The organism is Aliivibrio sp. S3MY1 (assembly GCF_028765575.1).
Taxonomy (GTDB): Bacteria; Pseudomonadota; Gammaproteobacteria; order Enterobacterales; family Vibrionaceae; genus Aliivibrio.
Genome location: NZ_JARACO010000010.1, coordinates 21,526 through 40,349, shown reverse-complemented (window position 1 = coordinate 40,349; position 18,824 = coordinate 21,526). Strand labels below are relative to the sequence as shown.

General features: G+C 40.2%; 19 protein-coding genes. 16 read left to right on the top strand and 3 right to left on the bottom strand.

The features are described 5' to 3' along the window. Positions 1–57: 57 nt before the first annotated feature. The 5 genes from rbfA (at position 58) to nlpI (ending at position 5,414) form a co-directional block, all read left to right on the top strand. Entirely contained in the window at positions 58–465 is a 408-nt protein-coding gene (gene rbfA, locus PVK62_RS08585) for a 30S ribosome-binding factor RbfA (RefSeq protein ID WP_274444077.1), read from the top strand. After that, a complete protein-coding gene (truB, locus tag PVK62_RS08580) occupies positions 465–1,421 on the top strand; it encodes a tRNA pseudouridine(55) synthase TruB (RefSeq protein WP_274444078.1) in 957 nt (318 codons plus the stop codon). Before rbfA ends, truB begins: the two co-directional genes overlap by 1 nt. A 162-nt stretch (positions 1,422–1,583) precedes the next feature. Then, on the top strand, positions 1,584–1,853 hold the full coding sequence (rpsO, locus tag PVK62_RS08575) for a 30S ribosomal protein S15 (protein WP_060992441.1): 270 nt from the start codon (positions 1,584–1,586) through the stop codon (positions 1,851–1,853). A 351-nt stretch (positions 1,854–2,204) separates the two neighbouring features. Then, on the top strand, positions 2,205–4,334 hold the full coding sequence (pnp, locus tag PVK62_RS08570) for a polyribonucleotide nucleotidyltransferase (RefSeq protein ID WP_274444079.1): 2,130 nt from the start codon (positions 2,205–2,207) through the stop codon (positions 4,332–4,334). Positions 4,335–4,445: 111 nt separating this feature from the next. Then, positions 4,446–5,414: a lipoprotein NlpI gene (gene nlpI / locus PVK62_RS08565; RefSeq protein ID WP_274444080.1), complete on the top strand. Its 969-nt coding sequence runs from the start codon at positions 4,446–4,448 to the stop codon at positions 5,412–5,414. A gap of 79 nt (positions 5,415–5,493) precedes the next feature. On the opposite strand, the gene PVK62_RS08560 is transcribed toward nlpI, so the two are convergent. The 3 genes from PVK62_RS08560 to PVK62_RS08550 all read right to left on the bottom strand — a co-directional run bounded on the left by PVK62_RS08560 (position 5,494) and on the right by PVK62_RS08550 (position 9,627). Continuing rightward, positions 5,494–6,372, bottom strand: coding sequence for a U32 family peptidase (locus PVK62_RS08560; protein ID WP_274444081.1), 879 nt, complete (start codon positions 6,370–6,372; stop codon positions 5,494–5,496). A 9-nt stretch (positions 6,373–6,381) separates the two neighbouring features. Beyond that, on the bottom strand, positions 6,382–7,383 hold the full coding sequence (ubiU, locus tag PVK62_RS08555) for a ubiquinone anaerobic biosynthesis protein UbiU (protein WP_274444082.1): 1,002 nt from the start codon (positions 7,381–7,383) through the stop codon (positions 6,382–6,384). 216 nt (positions 7,384–7,599) lie between these two features. Beyond that, positions 7,600–9,627, bottom strand: a complete 2,028-nt coding sequence (locus PVK62_RS08550; protein WP_274444083.1) for a sensor domain-containing protein — start codon at positions 9,625–9,627, stop codon at positions 7,600–7,602. Between the two features lie 217 nt (positions 9,628–9,844). Between PVK62_RS08550 and ubiT the strand changes: the two genes are divergently transcribed. The 11 genes from ubiT to deoA all read left to right on the top strand — a co-directional run bounded on the left by ubiT (position 9,845) and on the right by deoA (position 18,818). Beyond that, the gene (gene ubiT / locus PVK62_RS08545) at positions 9,845–10,363 is read left to right on the top strand and encodes a ubiquinone anaerobic biosynthesis accessory factor UbiT (protein WP_274444084.1); all 519 of its coding nucleotides are present in this window, start codon (positions 9,845–9,847) and stop codon (positions 10,361–10,363) included. Beyond that, on the top strand, positions 10,353–10,856 hold the full coding sequence (locus PVK62_RS08540; RefSeq protein WP_274444085.1) for a GNAT family N-acetyltransferase: 504 nt from the start codon (positions 10,353–10,355) through the stop codon (positions 10,854–10,856). The genes ubiT and PVK62_RS08540 overlap by 11 nt, the downstream gene beginning before the upstream one ends. A 132-nt stretch (positions 10,857–10,988) precedes the next feature. Next, positions 10,989–11,390: a DNA polymerase III subunit psi gene (locus PVK62_RS08535; RefSeq protein WP_274444086.1), complete on the top strand. Its 402-nt coding sequence runs from the start codon at positions 10,989–10,991 to the stop codon at positions 11,388–11,390. After that, entirely contained in the window at positions 11,380–11,826 is a 447-nt protein-coding gene (gene rimI / locus PVK62_RS08530; protein WP_274444087.1) for a ribosomal protein S18-alanine N-acetyltransferase, read from the top strand. Before PVK62_RS08535 ends, rimI begins: the two co-directional genes overlap by 11 nt. Before the next feature lie 85 nt (positions 11,827–11,911). Then, positions 11,912–13,492: a peptide chain release factor 3 gene (prfC, locus tag PVK62_RS08525; protein WP_274444088.1), complete on the top strand. Its 1,581-nt coding sequence runs from the start codon at positions 11,912–11,914 to the stop codon at positions 13,490–13,492. Between the two features lie 103 nt (positions 13,493–13,595). Further along, positions 13,596–13,709 (top strand): DUF5363 family protein, encoded by a 114-nt coding sequence (locus tag PVK62_RS17670; RefSeq protein ID WP_338000111.1) that lies wholly within the window; start codon positions 13,596–13,598, stop codon positions 13,707–13,709. Next, entirely contained in the window at positions 13,709–14,485 is a 777-nt protein-coding gene (locus tag PVK62_RS08520) for a TatD family hydrolase (RefSeq protein WP_274444089.1), read from the top strand. The genes PVK62_RS17670 and PVK62_RS08520 overlap by 1 nt, the downstream gene beginning before the upstream one ends. A gap of 199 nt (positions 14,486–14,684) precedes the next feature. Then, positions 14,685–15,941, top strand: a complete 1,257-nt coding sequence (locus PVK62_RS08515; protein ID WP_274444090.1) for a NupC/NupG family nucleoside CNT transporter — start codon at positions 14,685–14,687, stop codon at positions 15,939–15,941. A 217-nt stretch (positions 15,942–16,158) separates the two neighbouring features. After that, positions 16,159–16,329 carry a XapX domain-containing protein gene (locus PVK62_RS08510; protein WP_122036690.1) on the top strand — a complete coding sequence of 57 codons (171 nt, stop codon included), beginning with the start codon at positions 16,159–16,161 and terminating at the stop codon, positions 16,327–16,329. A 265-nt stretch (positions 16,330–16,594) separates the two neighbouring features. Beyond that, the gene (deoC, locus tag PVK62_RS08505; protein WP_130044283.1) at positions 16,595–17,371 is read left to right on the top strand and encodes a deoxyribose-phosphate aldolase; all 777 of its coding nucleotides are present in this window, start codon (positions 16,595–16,597) and stop codon (positions 17,369–17,371) included. Positions 17,372–17,486: 115 nt separating this feature from the next. Then, positions 17,487–18,818: a thymidine phosphorylase gene (deoA, locus tag PVK62_RS08500; protein WP_274444091.1), complete on the top strand. Its 1,332-nt coding sequence runs from the start codon at positions 17,487–17,489 to the stop codon at positions 18,816–18,818. The last annotated feature ends 6 nt before the right edge of the window (positions 18,819–18,824 follow it).

Here is an 18,824-nt window from a genome sequence, read left to right as displayed (position 1 = left end):
TACACCATGGGGGGCTGGTAATTACCACGCCCCCCATCTTTCTAAGTGAGAAATGATATGTCAAAAGAATTTAGCCGCGCACAACGTGTGTCGCAACAATTACAAAAAGAATTAGCGGTAATCCTACAGCGTGAAGTTCGTGATTCACGTATCGGTATGGTTACTATTTCAGATGTTGAAGTATCTCGTGACCTTGCTTACGCAAAAGTATTCGTTACTTTCTTCTGTGTTGGTGATCAAACACCAGAAACATGCCTAGCAGCATTGAAAGAGCATGAAGTTCCAGTTCGAATGATGCTTGGTAAGCGTATCCGTCACCGTCTAACGCCTGAGGTTCGTTTTACTTACGACAATACACTTGTTGAAGGTATGCGTATGTCTAATTTAGTAACAGACGTGATGAATACTGATAAGCGTAAAATGGCTGAATCAGGCCGTACTGAATCAGACGAAGGGCAAGAGTAATGGCTCGTCGTCGTAAGGGTCGTCCTATTGATGGCGTTATCTTAATTGATAAGCCAGAAGGAATTACGTCGAACGATACATTGCAAAAAGTAAAACGCATCTACTTTGCAGAGAAAGCTGGCCATACTGGTGCGCTTGATCCTCTAGCAACTGGTATGTTGCCTCTTTGTTTTGGTGAAGCGACGAAATTTTCTCAGTTCTTATTGGACTCTGATAAACGCTATCGTGTGGTAGCGAAGCTTGGTGAGCGAACTAATACGTCAGATTCTGATGGTGAAGTAGTTCAAACTCGTGAAGTGAAGGTTGATCGTGGACAGCTTGAGCGTTGTATTGCTAAGTTTCGTGGTACAACCGATCAAATTCCATCAATGTTTTCAGCGTTAAAGCACGAAGGTCGCCCTTTGTATGAATACGCACGTGAAGGCATTGAGGTACCTCGTAAATCTCGTAAAATCACGGTTTATTCAATTGAGTTAATTCGCTTTGAAGGTCATGAAGTTGAGATGGAAGTGCATTGTTCTAAAGGCACTTACATTCGTACCATTACGGATGATCTAGGTGAAATGTTAGGCTGTGGTGCTCACGTAACTTATTTACGTCGTACGGGGGTATCAAATTACCCATATGAGAATATGGTAACGATTGAATACCTTGAGGCTTTACTAGAACAAGCTCATCGTGAAGACATTGCACCACGTGAGTTACTTGATCCATTACTAATGCCTATGGATTCAGCCGTTCAAGATTTACCAGAAGTAAACATGATCCCAGAATTGGCTGATCATGTATTACATGGACAACCCGTTCAAGTGTTTGGTGCGCCTCAAGAGGGGATCGTACGAATGACTTCAGGTGAAGAACGTTTATTTATTGGTATTGGACATATTGATAATGACGGTCGTGTTGCACCAAAACGTTTAGTTGTTTTCCGAGATGAAGTCGAAGAAGATAAATAAACACTCTTAAGTGTCTTGATTAAGAAAGAGCAAAGGCCTTGTGGTTTTTGCTCTTTTTTTATTGCTTTATTATTGTTCATCCGTATAATTCGCCCTTCGCGTAGTGGCTGAATCAGAGATTGGCTGCTACATATATTAAACAACTCTTATCAGGAGAGCATTATGTCTCTGAATGCAGAAACTAAAGCAGCAATCGTTGCAGAATACGCACAATCTGAAGGCGACACAGGTTCACCAGAAGTACAAGTAGCACTACTTACTGCTTCTATCAACCACCTTCAAGGTCACTTCGCTAATCACAAGCACGATCACCACAGCCGTCGTGGTCTATTACGTATGGTTTCTAGCCGTCGTAAGCTTCTTGATTACCTAAAAGGTAAAAACAGCGAGCGTTACCAAAATCTAATCAAACGTCTAGGCCTACGTCGCTAATTTGCGATGTCTGTAAAGACAGTTTGACAAAAAGGAGCGTTTATCGCTCCTTTTTTTGTGTCTGCAATAAACACATAGCTTAGTATAACTCTCCTTTTTCATTTCTGAACCTCGCATATTGCCCTAATTGGGGTATACTATGGCCGTTGAAATCGCAGTGTGCGTTTTTAACGCTATAATTTTGTTCATCTATTACAGTCACCGAAGTCGGCCACTAGGTCGCGACTATTACAAGTTATCTTTTACTCAGTAAATTTGTACTAGTCGCGATTGGTAATAGATTGAATTATCACTTAAATTTTCTTAATTTCAGCCAGAAATGGTTTGAGTGTTAAGAATAAAGGAAAAATAATGTTCGCGAATCCAGTCGTAAAATCATTCCAATACGGTAACCACACCGTAACTCTTGAGACGGGCGTAATGGCTCGTCAAGCAACAGCTGCTGTTATGGCAAGCATGGACGATACATCAGTATTCGTTTCTGTGGTCGCTAAAAAAGACGCAGTACCAGGTCAAGATTTCTTCCCACTAACAGTGAACTACCAAGAGCGTACATACGCTGCTGGTAAAATTCCTGGTGGTTTCTTTAAGCGTGAAGGTCGTCCTTCAGAAGGCGAAACACTAACGGCTCGTCTAATCGACCGTCCAATTCGTCCACTTTTCCCAAGTGCGTTTAAAAACGAAGTTCAAGTTATTGCTACGGTTGTGTCTATCAACCCAGACGTAAACCCAGACATGATCACTATGATCGCAACGTCTGCTGCACTTTCTATCGCAGGTGTTCCATTCAATGGTCCTATCGGTGCAGCACGTGTTGGTCACATCAATGGTGAGCTAGTTCTTAACCCATCAAACACTGAGCTTGAAAACTCTAAACTAGACCTAGTTGTGTCTGGTACAGAAGGCGCAGTATTAATGGTTGAGTCAGAAGCTGACAACCTATCTGAAGAAGAAATGCTTTCTGCTGTTGTGTTTGGTCACGAACAACAACAAGTAGTAATCAAAGCTATCAACGAGTTTGCTGCTGAAGTTGCTACTCCTGCTTGGGATTGGACTGCTCCAGAAGTAAACGCTGAGCTTAAAGCACAAGTTGCTGAGCTTGCAGAAACTCGTCTTTCTGAAGCGTACCAAATTACTGAAAAAATGGCGCGTTACGAGCAAGTTGGCGTAATTAAAAATGAAGCTGTTGAAGCACTTCTAGCTCAAAATGAAGAACTAGATGAGCGCGAAATCCGTAGCATGCTTGGTTCTCTAGAGAAAAAAGTGGTACGTAGCCGCATCATTGCTGGTCACCCACGTATCGATGGCCGTGAAAAAGACATGGTTCGTGCGCTAGACGTACGTACTGGTGTTCTTCCACGTACACACGGTTCTTCTCTATTCACTCGTGGTGAAACTCAAGCGCTTGTTACTGCAACACTTGGTACACAACGTGATGCACAAATCATCGATAGCCTAATGGGTGAGAAGAAAGACCACTTCCTTCTACACTACAACTTCCCTCCATACTGTGTAGGTGAAACTGGTTTTGTTGGTTCTCCTAAGCGTCGTGAAATTGGTCACGGTAAACTAGCTAAACGCGGTATCCAAGCGGTTATGCCTTCTGTTGAAGAATTCCCATACACAGTACGTGTAGTTTCGGAAATCACTGAATCTAACGGTTCATCTTCAATGGCTTCTGTATGTGGTACTTCTCTAGCACTTATGGATGCTGGTGTTCCAATTAAAGCGTCTGTTGCTGGTATCGCTATGGGTCTTGTGAAAGAAGGCGACGATTTCGTTGTTCTTTCTGACATCCTTGGCGACGAAGATCACCTAGGTGACATGGACTTTAAAGTAGCAGGTACTAACGAAGGTATTACTGCTCTTCAAATGGACATCAAAATCGAAGGTATCACTAAAGAGATCATGCAGATCGCTCTAAACCAAGCACAAGGTGCGCGTAAGCACATCCTTACTGTTATGGACGAAGCAATCTCTGGTGCTCGTGAAGATATCTCTGAATTCGCTCCACGTATCCATACAATGAAAATCAGCTCTGATAAGATCAAAGATGTTATCGGTAAAGGCGGCGCGGTTATTCGTGCTCTTTGTGAAGAAACGGGTACAACTATCGAAATCGAAGACGATGGTACTATCAAAATTGCTGCGACTGAAGGTGCTGCTGCACAAGAAGCCATTCGTCGTATCGAAGAGATTACCGCTGAAGTTGAAGTGGGTAAAATCTACCCAGGTAAAGTAATGCGTATCGTTGATTTCGGTGCATTCGTTACTGTTCTTGGTCCTAAAGAAGGTCTAGTACACATTTCTCAAATCGCTGAAGAGCGTATCGAGAAAGTAGCTGACCACCTACAAGTTGGCCAAGAAGTGCAAACTAAAGTACTAGAGATCGACCGTCAAGGCCGTATCCGTCTAAGTATCAAAGAAGCAAATGCTGAGCTAAACCCAGCAGCAGCTGCTGAAGTTAAAGACGCAGAATAATCTTATTGATTACAGTCTTTTGATTTAAAGCGTGTTATAAAGGGAGCAGAAATGCTCCCTTTTCTTTTAACTGTAGTTAGAAGAAGTCAGCTTATCATAGGAGAAAAATGAGTGAATTGGATTCGAGTTGCGTTAGTAGGCGCAGTATTAGTATTATCAGGGTGTGCATCAAACTCCTCTGGTTGGGGTTACCCACCAATGGCGGTTCCTTTGCAGCCAAGCATCCAGCAAGAGATCCAGTTGTCTCGTTTAGACCAATTATTACTACGACCAGATGTTGATGATATTACTCGTTCTAAAATGTTCTATGAACGTGGTTTAATTAATGACAGTTTAGGTTTACGTGATTTAGCGCGTGTAGATTTCACTCAATCCCTAAATTTAAAGCCAGATCAAAGTGATGTTTTTAATATTTTAGGTGTGTATTACACGCAAAATACGGACTTTGATGGTGCTTATGAGGCATTAGATTCTGCATTAGAGCTAGATCCATCGAATCAATTTGCAGAGCGTAATCTAGCCATCGCCCTTTATTATGGCGAGCGTTACGATCAAGCTTATGAAATTGCCACAAAACATTATAACGATGCACCACGAGACCCATATCGTGCCATTTGGTTATATTGGATTGGGTTAGAAGTGGATGCGAAAGTAGCCACAGAGACTTTCCAAAAACAATATCGACAAAGAGCGGATGAAGATTTTGGATGGGATCTTGCCGGACTTATTTTAAAAGAGACCTTAGAAGATGAGTTCTATAAAAAGCTTCTGACTACCACTCGTAATAACGTCGCGTTGGCAGAAAAACTAACGGAAGGGTATTTTTACTTAGCTAAGCGTTATCAACATGAAGGCGATTACTCTAATGCGATTGCTCTGTATAAATTAGCAATGGCAGGCAATGTGTATGAATATGTTGAACATCGCTACTCTTTTGTTGAGCTTGGTAAAATCTATCAATCATTACGCGAGTTACAAGAGCAGAAGATAAAAGAACAGCAAGCATTAGAAGCGAAAGCAGTTCCTGTTGCTGAACGTTCAGAAAAAGAAGTGTTAAAAGAAGAAGCGTTAGCGGAATAACTCTGTATTTAGTGTTTATGAAAGCCCTTATTTTTTAATGAAGTAAGGGCTTTTTGTTTATGAAGGGCTATCTAATTAATTAGATTTGGATGTCTAGCCCTGCGATATTGTGCCAATAACCGTTGCATTGACGAGCATCTTTTAGCGCAAACTTCTCAACACCTGCTTCATTCGCTTTAAATTTAGATACTTCGCTAAAGGTTTCTACACTTAATGGACTTAATCGCACCACATCAACCAACGTTTCCATGCTTGGTAAATCATTGATAAGGTTATAGCAGTAGCCTGATTGGGTTTGAATACCATTTAAAGTAAAGACTTCTTGCCCTTCTTGGCTATTTACCGTGATGCCGTTTGGATACTTGATACAACAAGTCTCACACTCATCTTTTGGTTTGTTTTCTGCTCTTGCGGTAAAGCAGCGAGCTGAATATGCTAATGGTAGATAACCATAGCTGAATACCTCAGTTTCAAACTTATCGCGGATCCCTAGATCGTCACATTGCATTAATACGTTTTGTAACCATTCACGCGATAGTTCAACAGGCATGCACCAACGAGTCATACCTTGTTTTAAAAATAAGTTTAAGGTTTGAGCGTTATAACAGTTAACCGCTGGTCCAACGACGAATGGAACTTTACTCTCAGACGCTAATTGGATTGCAGAAACATCGTTAGCCTCAATAATGAAATCACCATTATCAATGTACTTTTTCATGGCATTGACTTCACTTGGTGCCTCTAAGAGCGCCATCGTCGATAAAACGACTTGCTTACCTGAGTCAGAAATATCTTTAGCAATAGCAAACCAATCTTTTGGTTTCATTTCACGACGTTTTGAACAAACACTCTCGCCCAAATAAATAATATCTGCTTCACTGCTTATCGATTTCTGATAAAAAGATTCGATATTCTCTTTAGACCAAAAGTATAAAAGTGGACCTAATGCATATTTCATAATGTTCTCCTATTGCCACTTCTTATGATAAGCACCAAGGGTTGTTTGAGTTCCCTCAGATACATTTGCCAGAGTTGCATCCCATTTAGGTTCCACAGAATAACCTTCAGGATTTGCTTTATAACGATCAATAGCTGCTCGCCAAGTTCGTGTTACTTGTTCGACATAAGCAGGGCTACGTTGACGACCTTCAATTTTCACAGAAGCCACATTAGCAGCGAAAAGTTCAGGAACAAGAGATAAAGTGTTTAAACTGGTAGGCTCTTCTAATGCATGGAATGTTTTTCCTTCTACATCAAAGCGGCCCTTGCAAAGTGTTGGGTAACCGGCATTCTCACCGTCACCATAACGGTCAATAAGAATATTATTCAATCGCGATTCAAGGCCATTTTCTGTTTCTTGCCAGCGAACGTATTTTGCTGGAGAACAAGCACCAACCGTATTTGGTGATTCGCCTGTCATATAAGAAGATAAGTAACAACGGCCTTCAGACATGATACATAAACTGCCAAAGGCGAAAACTTCTAAATCCACATCCGAGGTTAGATTGCGTGATAGTTGCTTTACCTGATGAATAGAGAGCACTCGTGGTAAGACAACACGCTTGATATTGAAATTCTTTTTATAGAAATCAATTGCAGCAACGTTGGTTGCAGAAGCTTGAACTGATAAGTGTAGTTCTAAATCTGGATAAGTGTTCGCCGCGTATTCTAGAACCCCAATATCTGAGATAATTAATGCATCAATCCCCATAGCTGCTGCATTATCGACCGCTTTAGTCCAACGACTAAATCCATCTGGGTGAGCAAATGTATTTAAAGCAACGTGAATGTGCTTATTATGGTCGTGAACGTATTGCACTGCTTTCTCAAGCTTTTTACCGGTGAAATTTAAACCTGCAAAATGGCGAGCATTAGTATCGTCTTTAAAACCGATATAAACCGCATCGGCACCGCAATCAATTGCGGTTTTTAGAGCAGGTAAATTACCAGCTGGGCAGAGGAGTTCCATAAGAATACCTAGTTACAAAAATCTGATGCTCTATGATAATGATAAGATAAATTTGAAACTTGATTTAAGGCAGGTTTTGGTTCTTTTGTTGTATTAATGACGTCTTGGTATTAAATAGTATTAAAGATGACTTTTTTTGATTTAATTTTACATAATAGGTTGTAATACCTAGAAAGTGGGAGCCAATATCTAGGTATTAAGTAGGTAGGTATTTGATTATCTTGAGCGTTTGTTCTGTACTAATAGCGCTTCAATCTCATGTTTTGGTTGAGGTTTGTGGAAGTGGAAGCCTTGGATAGAGTCACAGTTTAAACTTGATAGCAGCATCGCTTGTTGTCTGGTTTCTACCCCCTCAGCGACGATAGCCATATTCAAGTTTTTACCTAAATTAATCACATTTTCAATAATAGTAATTTGTTTGGGCAGTGTATCTATTTCACTGATGAAACCACGATCAATCTTTAATTCATCGAGTGGGAAGCGAGCAAGGTAAGCTAAAGAGGAATAACCCGTACCAAAGTCATCAATAGAAAGGGTAAATCCAAGCTTTTTAATCGCATCAAGCATTTGGATGGCATGCTCACCATCACTCATTACTGCGCTTTCAGTTAACTCAAGAGTGATGTCGTTTGGATCCACTTGAGTTGTTTTTAATAGTCGCTCCATGTATTCAAGTAACAGAGGATTACCAAATTGTTCTGGTGACAGGTTGATGGCAATTCTTCCTGGTAAAATCCCTTGGCTTCTCCATTCTTTTACTGTCCGGAATACTTCACGCATGACCACTTTACCTAGCGTTTCAATCAAGCCAGAGCGTTCAGCAACGGGAATAAATCGAGCTGGGCTAATATAACCTTCTACAGGATGCTTCCAACGTACAAGCGCTTCAGCGCCATTGATCCTGAAATCACGAGCGCTTACTTTTGGTTGATACCAAACTTCAAGACCATTGTTTTGTAAGGCTTTTTGAAGTTCTATTTCTAACCATAAGCGCATCCTTGCTTCTTTGTTCATTTGGTCATGAAATTTGATTAATCGATTTCGACCACGATCTTTGGCCTCGTACATTGCGGTATCAGCATTTTGTAGCAAGCTTCGAGCATCTGTCCCATCTGTTGGGTATTGAACGCTACCAATAGAACAAGCGAGTCGTTTAGAGAAATGAACTAGGTCAAAAGGTTGATTGATCAGTTTTATAATTTTTTCAGCTAGTTGCTCAAGGATTTGGTTATGTTCAGGTTTTGGAAAAAGAATACCAAACTCATCTCCGGCTAGATGACCAACTATTGCATGTTTGGGAAGTAATTTCTGTAGGCGTGTTGAAATTTCTTTTAATACTCTATCGCCAATGTGGTGGCCTAAAGAGTCGTTAATGTTTTTAAAGTTATCGATATCCAAATAGAGCATGAAAAAAGGAATATCTTCTTTAATCATTTTTTCAATAACATGAGTGAAACCATGCCGGTTATAGATCCCTGTTAATAAATCGATTTGTGATGCGGTAACTTGGTTTGCAACAGCAGTCTGTTTTTTATGTTCTTTTACAATAGCTAAATGAGCAGGGCTACCTAAAATGTGTGTTTCTTCAACGGTTAAGGTTAGTTCTGTTCGCGTACCGCAATTAACGGTCGTTCTCACAATTAATGGTTGTTCTGACGCTAAAGTGATAATAGCTTCTGATAATGATTGGTTTTTATTTGCAGGAGTTAACAGTTGCTCAATACTTTCACCGATAAATTCACTGGCTTTATTAAAACCAAGTATTTTAGCTGAGGCGGTATTTGCGGAGACAATAATGTCACCTTCAATTAAGAAGACAGCGTCATTAAGCAGTTCGGTGAGTTTATGATATTTTGATTCGCTTTCTTTCAAAGAGCTAAGCAGTTGCTGTCGCTCAGAGGTATCGACAGCGTGAAAAACGATATAGGTATTATTATCTTGTTCGATAGGGAATAGACTGAAATGGAGGCTGGTATCAAAACGGTGGTCATCGAGAGTTATTTCAGCTTCAATTTTCTCTCCATTTAGCGCTCTACTATAATACGCCTTAAGTGAAGAATAGAAATGAGATCCTAAAATATCACTATCAGAACGACCGTATAACTCTTCTCTATTTAATCCACTGATTTCGCAGTAGCGATTATTTACGGTCACATAATTATGATCCGAGTCCAAAATAGCAAACAGAAATGGACTATTATCTGTTAGTAAAGGAAGCCAATGTTGTATTTGAGAAAGAGACATAGTGTTACCGCTTTTTAGTAAAAAGAAGACTAATAACTTCCAGAATTAATAATAATCATCAGTATTTATAAGTCGGACAATAAAATATACCTTGAATGAATCCCTATTTTCTACCCTAATTAGCAATAAGTGCTTTTTTTGATAAGAAACAGGTTAGGTATCGGGCAATCAATTTATACTGCTTACCGTTATCGACCAAATGTAATGGAAATTAAGCGTGATTAATCAAATTCGTTCAAAAATAGTAAAAAATGCGGCATCGTTCTTAAAAACACCTGCAAAGTTAATACCTGTTTCAATGCAACAGAAGGTGTTGCTCGAAGGATTAAAACAAGTATTCCATGAAGCGCTTGAAGATGGTGATTTTGAGTTCTTAGAAAATAAATGGTTAAAAGTTTCCATTACTGATCTCGAATTACACTGGTTTATCAGTTATCAAGATGAAAAACTGATAGTCTCAAGCAACATCGAGAGTGATGATGTGAGTTTTAGCGGACAGTTAAATGATTTAATCTTGATTGCTGGCCGTAAAGAAGATCCTGATACTCTATTTTTCCAACGTCGCTTGAAAATTGAAGGTGATACAGAGCTTGGGTTAGAAGTGAAAAACTTGATGGACAGTGTAGATCTTGATTCATTACCAAAGCATTTAAACCAAGCATTAATGACGTTGGCTAATTTTGTCCAACAAGGCTTGCAGAAGCCAGAAGTAAAAGAGACGATAGATGCTTATTAGAACTGAAGCGCCAGCGGATATTTTAACGATTGATCGATTAGTTCGTACGACATTTGAAACAGAAGCAGAAGCAAAGCTTGTGATGTCTTTACGTGAAAACAGTCACTTAACTTTATCATTAGTGGCTTGTACGGATGAAGGCGAAGTGATTGGACACTGCTTGTTTAGCCCTGTAATGCTTAATGGTGAAGACCTTAATTGGCAAGGGCTAGCTCCCTTGTGCGTTAAAAAAGAGTACCAAAAACAAGGCATAGCCCAGACTCTAATTAAAGAGGGGTTAGAAACGCTAACCGAGCTCGGTTACCCCGTGACTGTTGTATTAGGTGATCCCGCTTATTATCAACGCTTTGGTTTTGAAACGGCCAAAAAGCATGGTATGAAATGCAAATGGGAAGTGCCAGAAGAGGTATTTATGATTAAAGCGTGCTCACCCGAATTCATAGAAGGGAAAGCCGGATTGATCGAATATTGCCTTGAGTTTGATGCATTGTAAGCTTTTTATTGAATGCTCATTGGCATTAATGAGCATTCGTTTTTATTTATCGTTTTAATCCCTCCGACTCAAGTGGCATCAATACTGGAATGTTGATAGTATTCTTCTCCTTAGATTGACAGGTGAATTGATATGCCACAGCAAGCGTTACAGTTTTTAAATGAAATGAATATTTCGGTTTGGCAAGTACGTCAACCTGAATACTTTCCTGCATTAGAAGCAAGTACCATATCGCTACCTGAAACTTGTCAGTTGCTATTTGTAGCTCCTGCTATTCCTACTGAGCGTGATGCTTTTCTCTTTGGAAAGGTTCTTGCGAGTATGAAATTATTACCAGAGCAGGCGTTGTTTCTTCCTTCTGAGTCGTTAGAGTATTTAGCTGAGCATCATTTAACATGGTGCTGGTTCTCAGGTGTGCCTGTTACTGAATTGGAAGAAGTAAAAGCATTAAGTTCGCCGCTTCTTTCTGAAATGCATACTAATACTCAATCACGACGCGATTTATGGCGACAAATTTGTTCTTATGACCATTAATATTCAATGCATTTCTGATGCTCACCTAGATGATATTTGGCGAATTGAAAGAGCGGCACATTCACACCCTTGGGCTGAATCAATGATCCGTGATTTGAATAGTCGCTGCGCGCAACACCGAGTGATGCTAGAAAACGATCAAGTTATAGGCTATTTCTATGCTCAAAATGTGGTGGGAGAAGTCACTTTACTTAATATAGCGATAGATCCTGCGTATCAAAGAAAAGGGTTTGGTCGTAAATTGACTGAGTTTTTTATTGATATGTGTATGGAACAAAGTGCTGAGTCTGCTTGGCTTGAGGTGCGCGAAAGTAATGTTAACGCGATTGCTTTATATGAATCTGAAGGGTTTAATGAAGTGACTCGACGCCACGATTACTACCCAACAGCTAATGGTAAGGAAGACGCCATTATCATGAGTTATATATTCTTTTAATTCGGTGCTTTAGATAATCAACGTCTTTGAGTATAATCTCGCCTAATTACATCCTTTCTGAAATCTTACAGGATTATCAACGCTTATGTCTTTTTTACAAGAAGTGGGTAAACGCAGAACGTTTGCCATCATTTCTCACCCGGATGCGGGTAAAACAACCATTACTGAAAAAGTATTATTATTCGGAAACGCGATTCAAAAAGCGGGTACGGTAAAAGGTCGTGGTTCAAACCAGCACGCAAAATCAGACTGGATGGAAATGGAAAAAGAACGTGGTATCTCGGTAACTACGTCAGTAATGCAATTTCCATTTAACGGTTGCCTAGTTAACCTTCTTGATACTCCTGGACACGAAGATTTCTCGGAAGATACCTACCGTACCTTAACAGCAGTAGATTCATGTCTAATGGTTATCGATGCGGCGAAAGGTGTCGAAGACCGTACGCGTAAACTAATGGAAGTAACACGTTTACGTGATACACCCATCGTTACGTTTATGAACAAATTAGACCGTGAAGTGCGTGACCCAATGGAAGTGCTTGATGAGGTAGAAAGCGAGCTAGGAATGGCTTGTGCACCTATTTCATGGCCTATCGGTTGTGGTAAAGAGTTTAAAGGTGTTTATCACATTCACCGTGATGAAACGATCTTGTATGAATCAGGCCACGGTCATGAGATTCAAGAAGTTCGTACCATTAAAGGTTTAGATAACCCAGAGTTAGATGTAGCTGTTGGCGCTGAGTTAGCTGCGAATGTTCGTGAAGAGCTAGAGTTAGTAATGGGTGCTTGCCCTGAATTTGATCTTGAACTTTTCCTTGCTGGTGAGTTAACGCCTGTTTACTTTGGTACCGCACTAGGTAACTTTGGTGTTGACCATATGCTAGAAGGCTTAACTGAATGGGCTCCTGCGCCACAAACGCGTGAAGCAGTAGAGCGTCCAGTTGAAGCAACAGAAGAAAAATTCTCAGGCTTTGTATTTAAGATCCAAGCAAACATGGATCCTAAGCACCGTGACCGTATTGCTTTTATGCGTATAGTGTCAGGTACTTATACTCAAAGCATGAAAATGAACCACGTACGTACAGGTAAGAGTGTCAGTATTTCTGATGCGGTAACTTTCATGGCGGGCGATCGTTCTCGTGCTGAGACGGCGTATGCGGGTGATATCATTGGTTTACATAACCACGGTACCATTCAAATCGGCGATACGTTTACACAAGGTGAGAGCTTAAAATTCTCAGGCATTCCAAACTTTGCCCCTGAATTGTTCCGTCGTATTCGCCTAAAAGATCCACTAAAGCAGAAACAACTGCTTAAAGGTCTTGTTCAACTTTCAGAAGAAGGTGCTGTACAGGTTTTCCGTCCACTACAAAACAATGATTTGATTGTTGGTGCGGTTGGTGTACTTCAGTTTGATGTGGTTGTTTCTCGTTTGAAATCTGAATATAACGTTGAAGCTATTTATGAAGGTATCAGTGTAGCAACCGCTCGTTGGGTTGAATGTACAGATGGTAAAATCATGGACGACTTCCAACGTAAAAACCAAACTAACCTTGCGTTAGATGGTGGCAATAATTTAACCTATATTGCACCGACAATGGTTAATTTGAATTTAGCGTCTGAGCGTTTTCCTGAGGTTCAATTCAGAGCAACTCGCGAACACTAATTAGCGGTTTATCAAATAAATGAAACGGAGTCTTAATGGACTCCGTTTTTGTATCTATAGTTTAATTAACAGATGTTTTTGGTCATGGAGTTAAAGATTACTTATGTGGAAAATAATTAAACAATGGATAAAAAAATATGATGGATGGTGCAAATCTCTTGGTTTAACTCCTGAAAATAAACGCAGTTGTGTGCCATATAAAAAAGAAGGTGAATAATGACATTTGAATTTATTGACTCTCATTGTCACTTGGATTTTTCTCCTTTTTCTGAAAATGAAGCGTATTACCTTCAAAAAGCTCAAAAGAAAGGCGTCAGTAAATTTATTGTACCTAGTGTGAATCAATTTAATTGGACTAACGTCGCTTCCTTATCACAGCGGCATGAATCGATTTATTATGCTTTAGGCATTCATCCTCTCTTTATCTCAAATGATCACCAATCTGAAGTGGCCTCTTTAACGCAATTTGTCATCGAACGCAGAGATAAGTGTGTTGCCATTGGTGAGTGTGGATTGGATTTCTGGGACCCAGAATGTAATAAAGAGGCTCAAATCTATGTGTTTCAAAAGCAATGCTTTTTAGCTAAGCAATATGAACTGCCTTTAATTATTCATAGTAGAAAAAGTCATGATGTTGTTTTGAAAATATTACGAGAAATGAAATTAAGTAAAGGCGGTGTTATCCATGGTTTTAGTGGCAGCTTGCAACAGGCGGAGCAATTTATGTCTTTAGGGTTCTTAATTGGAGTTGGAGGGATCATTAGCTACGAGCGAGCTAAAAAAACAAAAGACGTAATATCTCAGATCCCATTGAGTAAAATTTTGTTAGAAACTGATGCACCTGACATGCCATTAAGTGGCTTTCAAGGAGAAATAAATTCACCTGATAGGGTATTAAATATCTTTGAATGCTTATGTTTGCTTAGAAATGAATCAAAGAAAACGATTGCGAATGCAGTTTATAGAAATGCCAATGATTTGTTTGGGATTTGAGTTATTAGTCATTCCTTTAGATGTAATTGATGAATCTTTAGGTATTTGCTAGTGATAAAGATCACATTAATGAATGAATCTATGATGTACGTTGGCAGAATATGTGACCGCGGCATTACTTTATTGGTAGTTCAATGAGTATAATCGCCCCCGCTAATTTGAAACACGCCAACAATCAATTTTAGGGAAACTTTTAACTATGAGCCTGTTAATGAGCTTGGTTGGGATTGTAGCACTGCTTGCTTTTGCAGTACTTCTATCTGATAACCGCAAAGCAATCAATCTACGTACTGTCGGTGGCGCTTTTGCCATTCAATTTCTTTTAGGTGCATTCATTCTTTATGTACCAGTGGGTCGTGATGTACTTTTAGGTGCATCTGAAGCGGTTGCTAATGTAATAAACTATGGTAACAAAGGTATCGAATTCTTATTCGGTGGCCTAGTATCTGGTAAAATGTTTGAATTATTTGGCGGCGGCGGTTTCATCTTCGCACTGCGTGTTCTTCCTGTCATCGTATTCTTCGCTTCACTAACCGCGGTTCTTTACTACTTAGGCATTATGCAAGTAGTTATCAACTTCTTAGGTGGCGCGCTTCAAAAAGCACTTGGTACTTCTCGTGCGGAATCTCTATCTGCTACTGCGAATATTTTCGTTGGTCAAACAGAAGCACCTCTAGTTGTTCGTCCATTCATTCCAAAAATGACGCAATCTGAATTGTTTGCAGTAATGTGTGGTGGCCTTGCTTCTGTTGCTGGTGGTGTACTTGCAGGTTATGCCTCTATGGGCGTACCTTTAGAGTACCTAATCGCAGCATCATTCATGGCAGCACCTGGTGGTCTTTTATTTGCTAAAATTCTTAAACCAGAAACGGAAACGCCGATTGAACAATTTGATGCTTTAGAGCAAGAAGGCGCAGACAAGCCTGCAAACGTAATTGATGCGGCAGCGGCTGGTGCAGCAACAGGTATGCAACTTGCGTTAAACGTAGGTGCAATGCTTCTTGCATTCATCGGTCTAATTGCACTAATCAACGGTATCCTAGGTGGTGTTGGTGGTTGGTTTGGTATGCCAGAAATTACGCTAGAGCTTATTCTTGGTTATGTATTTGCTCCAGTTGCCTTCCTTATCGGTGTGCCGTGGGAAGAAGCAATAATTGCGGGTTCTTTCTTGGGTCAAAAATTAGTAGTTAACGAATTCGTTGCTTACCTAAACTTTGCACCGTACCTAGCTGAAGGCGCTGAAGTTGTACTGTCTGATAAGACAAAAGCAATCATCTCATTCGCACTATGTGGCTTTGCTAACCTTTCTTCTGTAGCAATCCTACTTGGTGGTTTAGGTAGCCTTGCTCCTGAACGTCGTCATGACATCGCTAAGATGGGTATGAAAGCTGTTGCTGCTGGTACATTATCAAACCTAATGTCAGCAACAATCGCCGGTCTATTCCTATCTCTATAATCATTATAGAGTAAGTTAGATACCTAAAAACCCGCATTTGTTGCGGGTTTTTTTATGCAAAAAGTTTGAGATGCAAACCGATTGCGTTACTCGTTAGAAACATAAGCGCTAAATTAACTTGATATAATGTGGAACATAGTAAAGAGAAACACAGCTAGATTATCAAAAATAAACTATGTTTAATGCATACATATAATGAGAATCTAGAGAGTTAATTATGAATGAAGTTCTATTGTCTATATTTGCAGGTTTGATTGTTGGTGTTGTTTTTTCAGCAATTAAATTACCGATCCCAGCGCCGCCTGTTTTATCAGGAGTGATGGGGATTGTCGGGGTTTACGCCGGTGCAGTCGGTTATCAATGGATAATTGAACGTTTCTTTTCATAATCTCTGTGTCTTTGTAGAGAAACATGGTTTCACTAGTGACACTAAAGAAGTATTGGTAAAATGAACCATGTTTCAACGGCGTCTCATGATGAGATGTTAGAGCAGTACTCATTCATGCTATTGAAGTAAGTACTGGCGGCAAAATGGATATTGATTGGGCGTTATGCGCTCAAGTCTTCAGGGAATCAAGTCCGCTCATTTGCTGTTGAACTTAATATATGAACAGCAAAACTATCAAAGAATTTATTCTATTTTGGAGATAACAATGAGCGATTTAAAAGCAGCGGCACTACGTGCATTACAATTAATGGATCTAACGACGCTTAACGATAACGATACAGATGAAGCGGTAATCGCATTATGTAAGAACGCGAAAACAGCAGTAGGTAATACAGCAGCTGTTTGCATTTACCCACGCTTCGTACCTATCGCTAAGAAAACGCTGCGCGAGCAAGGCACACCAGAAGTACGCATTGCAACGGTAACTAACTTCCCTCACGGTAATGACGATATTGCTATCGCTGTTGCTGAAACTAAAGCCGCTGTTGCTTATGGTGCTGATGAAGTTGATGTGGTATTCCCATACCGTGCGCTTATCGCAGGTGATGAAACGGTTGGTTTTGAACTGGTTAAACAGTGTAAAGAAGCGTGTGGTGATGTTCTTCTTAAAGTGATCATTGAAACGGGTGAGCTAAAAGAAGAAGCATTGATCAAAAAAGCGTCTCAAATCTGTATTGAAGCGGGCGCTAACTTTATTAAAACATCAACAGGTAAAGTGCCGGTTAATGCAACACCAGAATACGCTCGCATGATGCTAGAAGTTATTCGTGATATGGGCGTAGCGAAAACAGTTGGCTTTAAGCCTGCTGGCGGCGTTCGTACTGCTGAAGATGCACAAGCATATTTAGCAATGGCTGATGATATTTTAGGTGGCGATTGGGCTGATAACATGCACTACCGTTTTGGTGCTTCAAGCCTACTGACGAATCTTTTAAATACATTAGAAGTAACTGAAGAAACCGCTGATCCATCAGCTTACTAGTTTCTCGTTACTTGATTTATAGCTAAAAAATAAATCGACTTAGGTGAGGCATTACCGTCTCACCTACCTCAACCCTACCTATATAAATTACCCAACCAAGATTGGGGAGGCACTAATGTATCTACCACAAGAGATTATTCGCAGAAAACGTGACAATAAAGTACTAACAACCGAAGAAATTAACTTCTTTATTCAAGGGGTTGCAAAGAATACCGTATCGGAAGGTCAAATAGCAGCTTTTGCAATGGCGGTCTACTTTAATGAAATGACAATGCCAGAACGTATCGCATTAACGTGCGCTATGCGTGATTCAGGAATGGTGATTGATTGGAGTCACATGAACTTTGATGGACCTATTGTTGATAAGCATTCAACAGGTGGTGTTGGTGACGTGACTTCATTAATGCTTGGTCCTATGGTAGCAGCGTGTGGTGGTTATGTCCCGATGATCTCAGGTCGTGGTTTAGGCCATACTGGCGGTACACTGGATAAACTTGAATCTATTGCTGGTTACAACATTATGCCAAGTAATGAGATTTTTGGAAAAGTAACTAAAGAAGCTGGTGTAGCGATTATTGGCCAAACTGGTGATTTAGCTCCTGCTGATAAACGTGTGTATGCGACTCGTGATGTAACAGCAACCGTTGATAATATTTCATTGATCACAGCTTCTATTTTATCTAAGAAATTAGCGGCAGGGTTAGACTCGTTAGTCATGGATGTTAAAGTGGGTTCTGGTGCATTTATGCCAACTTACGAAGCATCTGAAGAGTTAGCAAAATCGATAGTTGCAGTAGCAAACGGTGCTGGAACTAAGACAACCGCACTACTTACAGATATGAATCAAGTGTTAGCCTCTACAGCAGGTAATGCATTAGAAGTGCGTGAAGCGATTCGTTTTTTAACTGGTGAATATCGTAACCCTCGTTTATACGAAGTAACGATGGCACTATGTGCTGATATGCTAGTCATTGCTAACTTAGCAAAAGATGAAAAAGAAGCTCGATCTAAATTACAAACGGTATTAGATAATGGCAAAGCAGCAGAATGCTTTGGCAAAATGGTATTTGGTCTTGGCGGCCCAAGTGACATTATTGAAAATTACGATAACCACTTAGAAAGCGCACAAATTATTAAACCTGTATTTGCAGATAAAACTGGTTTTGTTAATGCGATGGATACTCGTGATTTAGGTATGGCCGTTGTTGGTATGGGCGGTGGCCGTCGTGTTGCAACCGATACGATTGATTATGCGGTTGGTTTAAGTGATATGATCCGTCTTGGTCAAACAGCAGATAAAGAGCAACCACTAGCGATGATCCATGCTCGCAGTGAAGAACAATGGCAACAAGCCGCGGATGCGGTAAAAGCAGCCGTCGTGATTAGTGATGAACAACCAGAAATGACTCCGGAAGTTTATCGCAAAATTCGCCCTGAAGATGTGTAAGGAAGA

What these genes read in the sequence shown, in the direction of transcription:
- PVK62_RS08550 (WP_274444083.1), bottom strand. Translation starts at nt 9,627, where the DNA reads ATGTCTCTTTCTCAAATACAACATTGGCTTCCTTTACTAACAGATAAT.
- ubiU (WP_274444082.1), bottom strand. Translation starts at nt 7,383, where the DNA reads ATGGAACTCCTCTGCCCAGCTGGTAATTTACCTGCTCTAAAAACCGCA.
- prfC (WP_274444088.1), top strand. Translation starts at nt 11,912, where the DNA reads ATGTCTTTTTTACAAGAAGTGGGTAAACGCAGAACGTTTGCCATCATT.
- deoA (WP_274444091.1), top strand. Translation starts at nt 17,487, where the DNA reads ATGTATCTACCACAAGAGATTATTCGCAGAAAACGTGACAATAAAGTA.
- PVK62_RS08515 (WP_274444090.1), top strand. Translation starts at nt 14,685, where the DNA reads ATGAGCCTGTTAATGAGCTTGGTTGGGATTGTAGCACTGCTTGCTTTT.
- PVK62_RS08520 (WP_274444089.1), top strand. Translation starts at nt 13,709, where the DNA reads ATGACATTTGAATTTATTGACTCTCATTGTCACTTGGATTTTTCTCCT.
- PVK62_RS08535 (WP_274444086.1), top strand. Translation starts at nt 10,989, where the DNA reads ATGCCACAGCAAGCGTTACAGTTTTTAAATGAAATGAATATTTCGGTT.
- rbfA (WP_274444077.1), top strand. Translation starts at nt 58, where the DNA reads ATGTCAAAAGAATTTAGCCGCGCACAACGTGTGTCGCAACAATTACAA.
- deoC (WP_130044283.1), top strand. Translation starts at nt 16,595, where the DNA reads ATGAGCGATTTAAAAGCAGCGGCACTACGTGCATTACAATTAATGGAT.
- pnp (WP_274444079.1), top strand. Translation starts at nt 2,205, where the DNA reads ATGTTCGCGAATCCAGTCGTAAAATCATTCCAATACGGTAACCACACC.
- truB (WP_274444078.1), top strand. Translation starts at nt 465, where the DNA reads ATGGCTCGTCGTCGTAAGGGTCGTCCTATTGATGGCGTTATCTTAATT.
- PVK62_RS08560 (WP_274444081.1), bottom strand. Translation starts at nt 6,372, where the DNA reads ATGAAATATGCATTAGGTCCACTTTTATACTTTTGGTCTAAAGAGAAT.
- PVK62_RS08510 (WP_122036690.1), top strand. Translation starts at nt 16,159, where the DNA reads ATGAATGAAGTTCTATTGTCTATATTTGCAGGTTTGATTGTTGGTGTT.
- PVK62_RS17670 (WP_338000111.1), top strand. Translation starts at nt 13,596, where the DNA reads ATGTGGAAAATAATTAAACAATGGATAAAAAAATATGATGGATGGTGC.
- rimI (WP_274444087.1), top strand. Translation starts at nt 11,380, where the DNA reads ATGACCATTAATATTCAATGCATTTCTGATGCTCACCTAGATGATATT.
- rpsO (WP_060992441.1), top strand. Translation starts at nt 1,584, where the DNA reads ATGTCTCTGAATGCAGAAACTAAAGCAGCAATCGTTGCAGAATACGCA.
- PVK62_RS08540 (WP_274444085.1), top strand. Translation starts at nt 10,353, where the DNA reads ATGCTTATTAGAACTGAAGCGCCAGCGGATATTTTAACGATTGATCGA.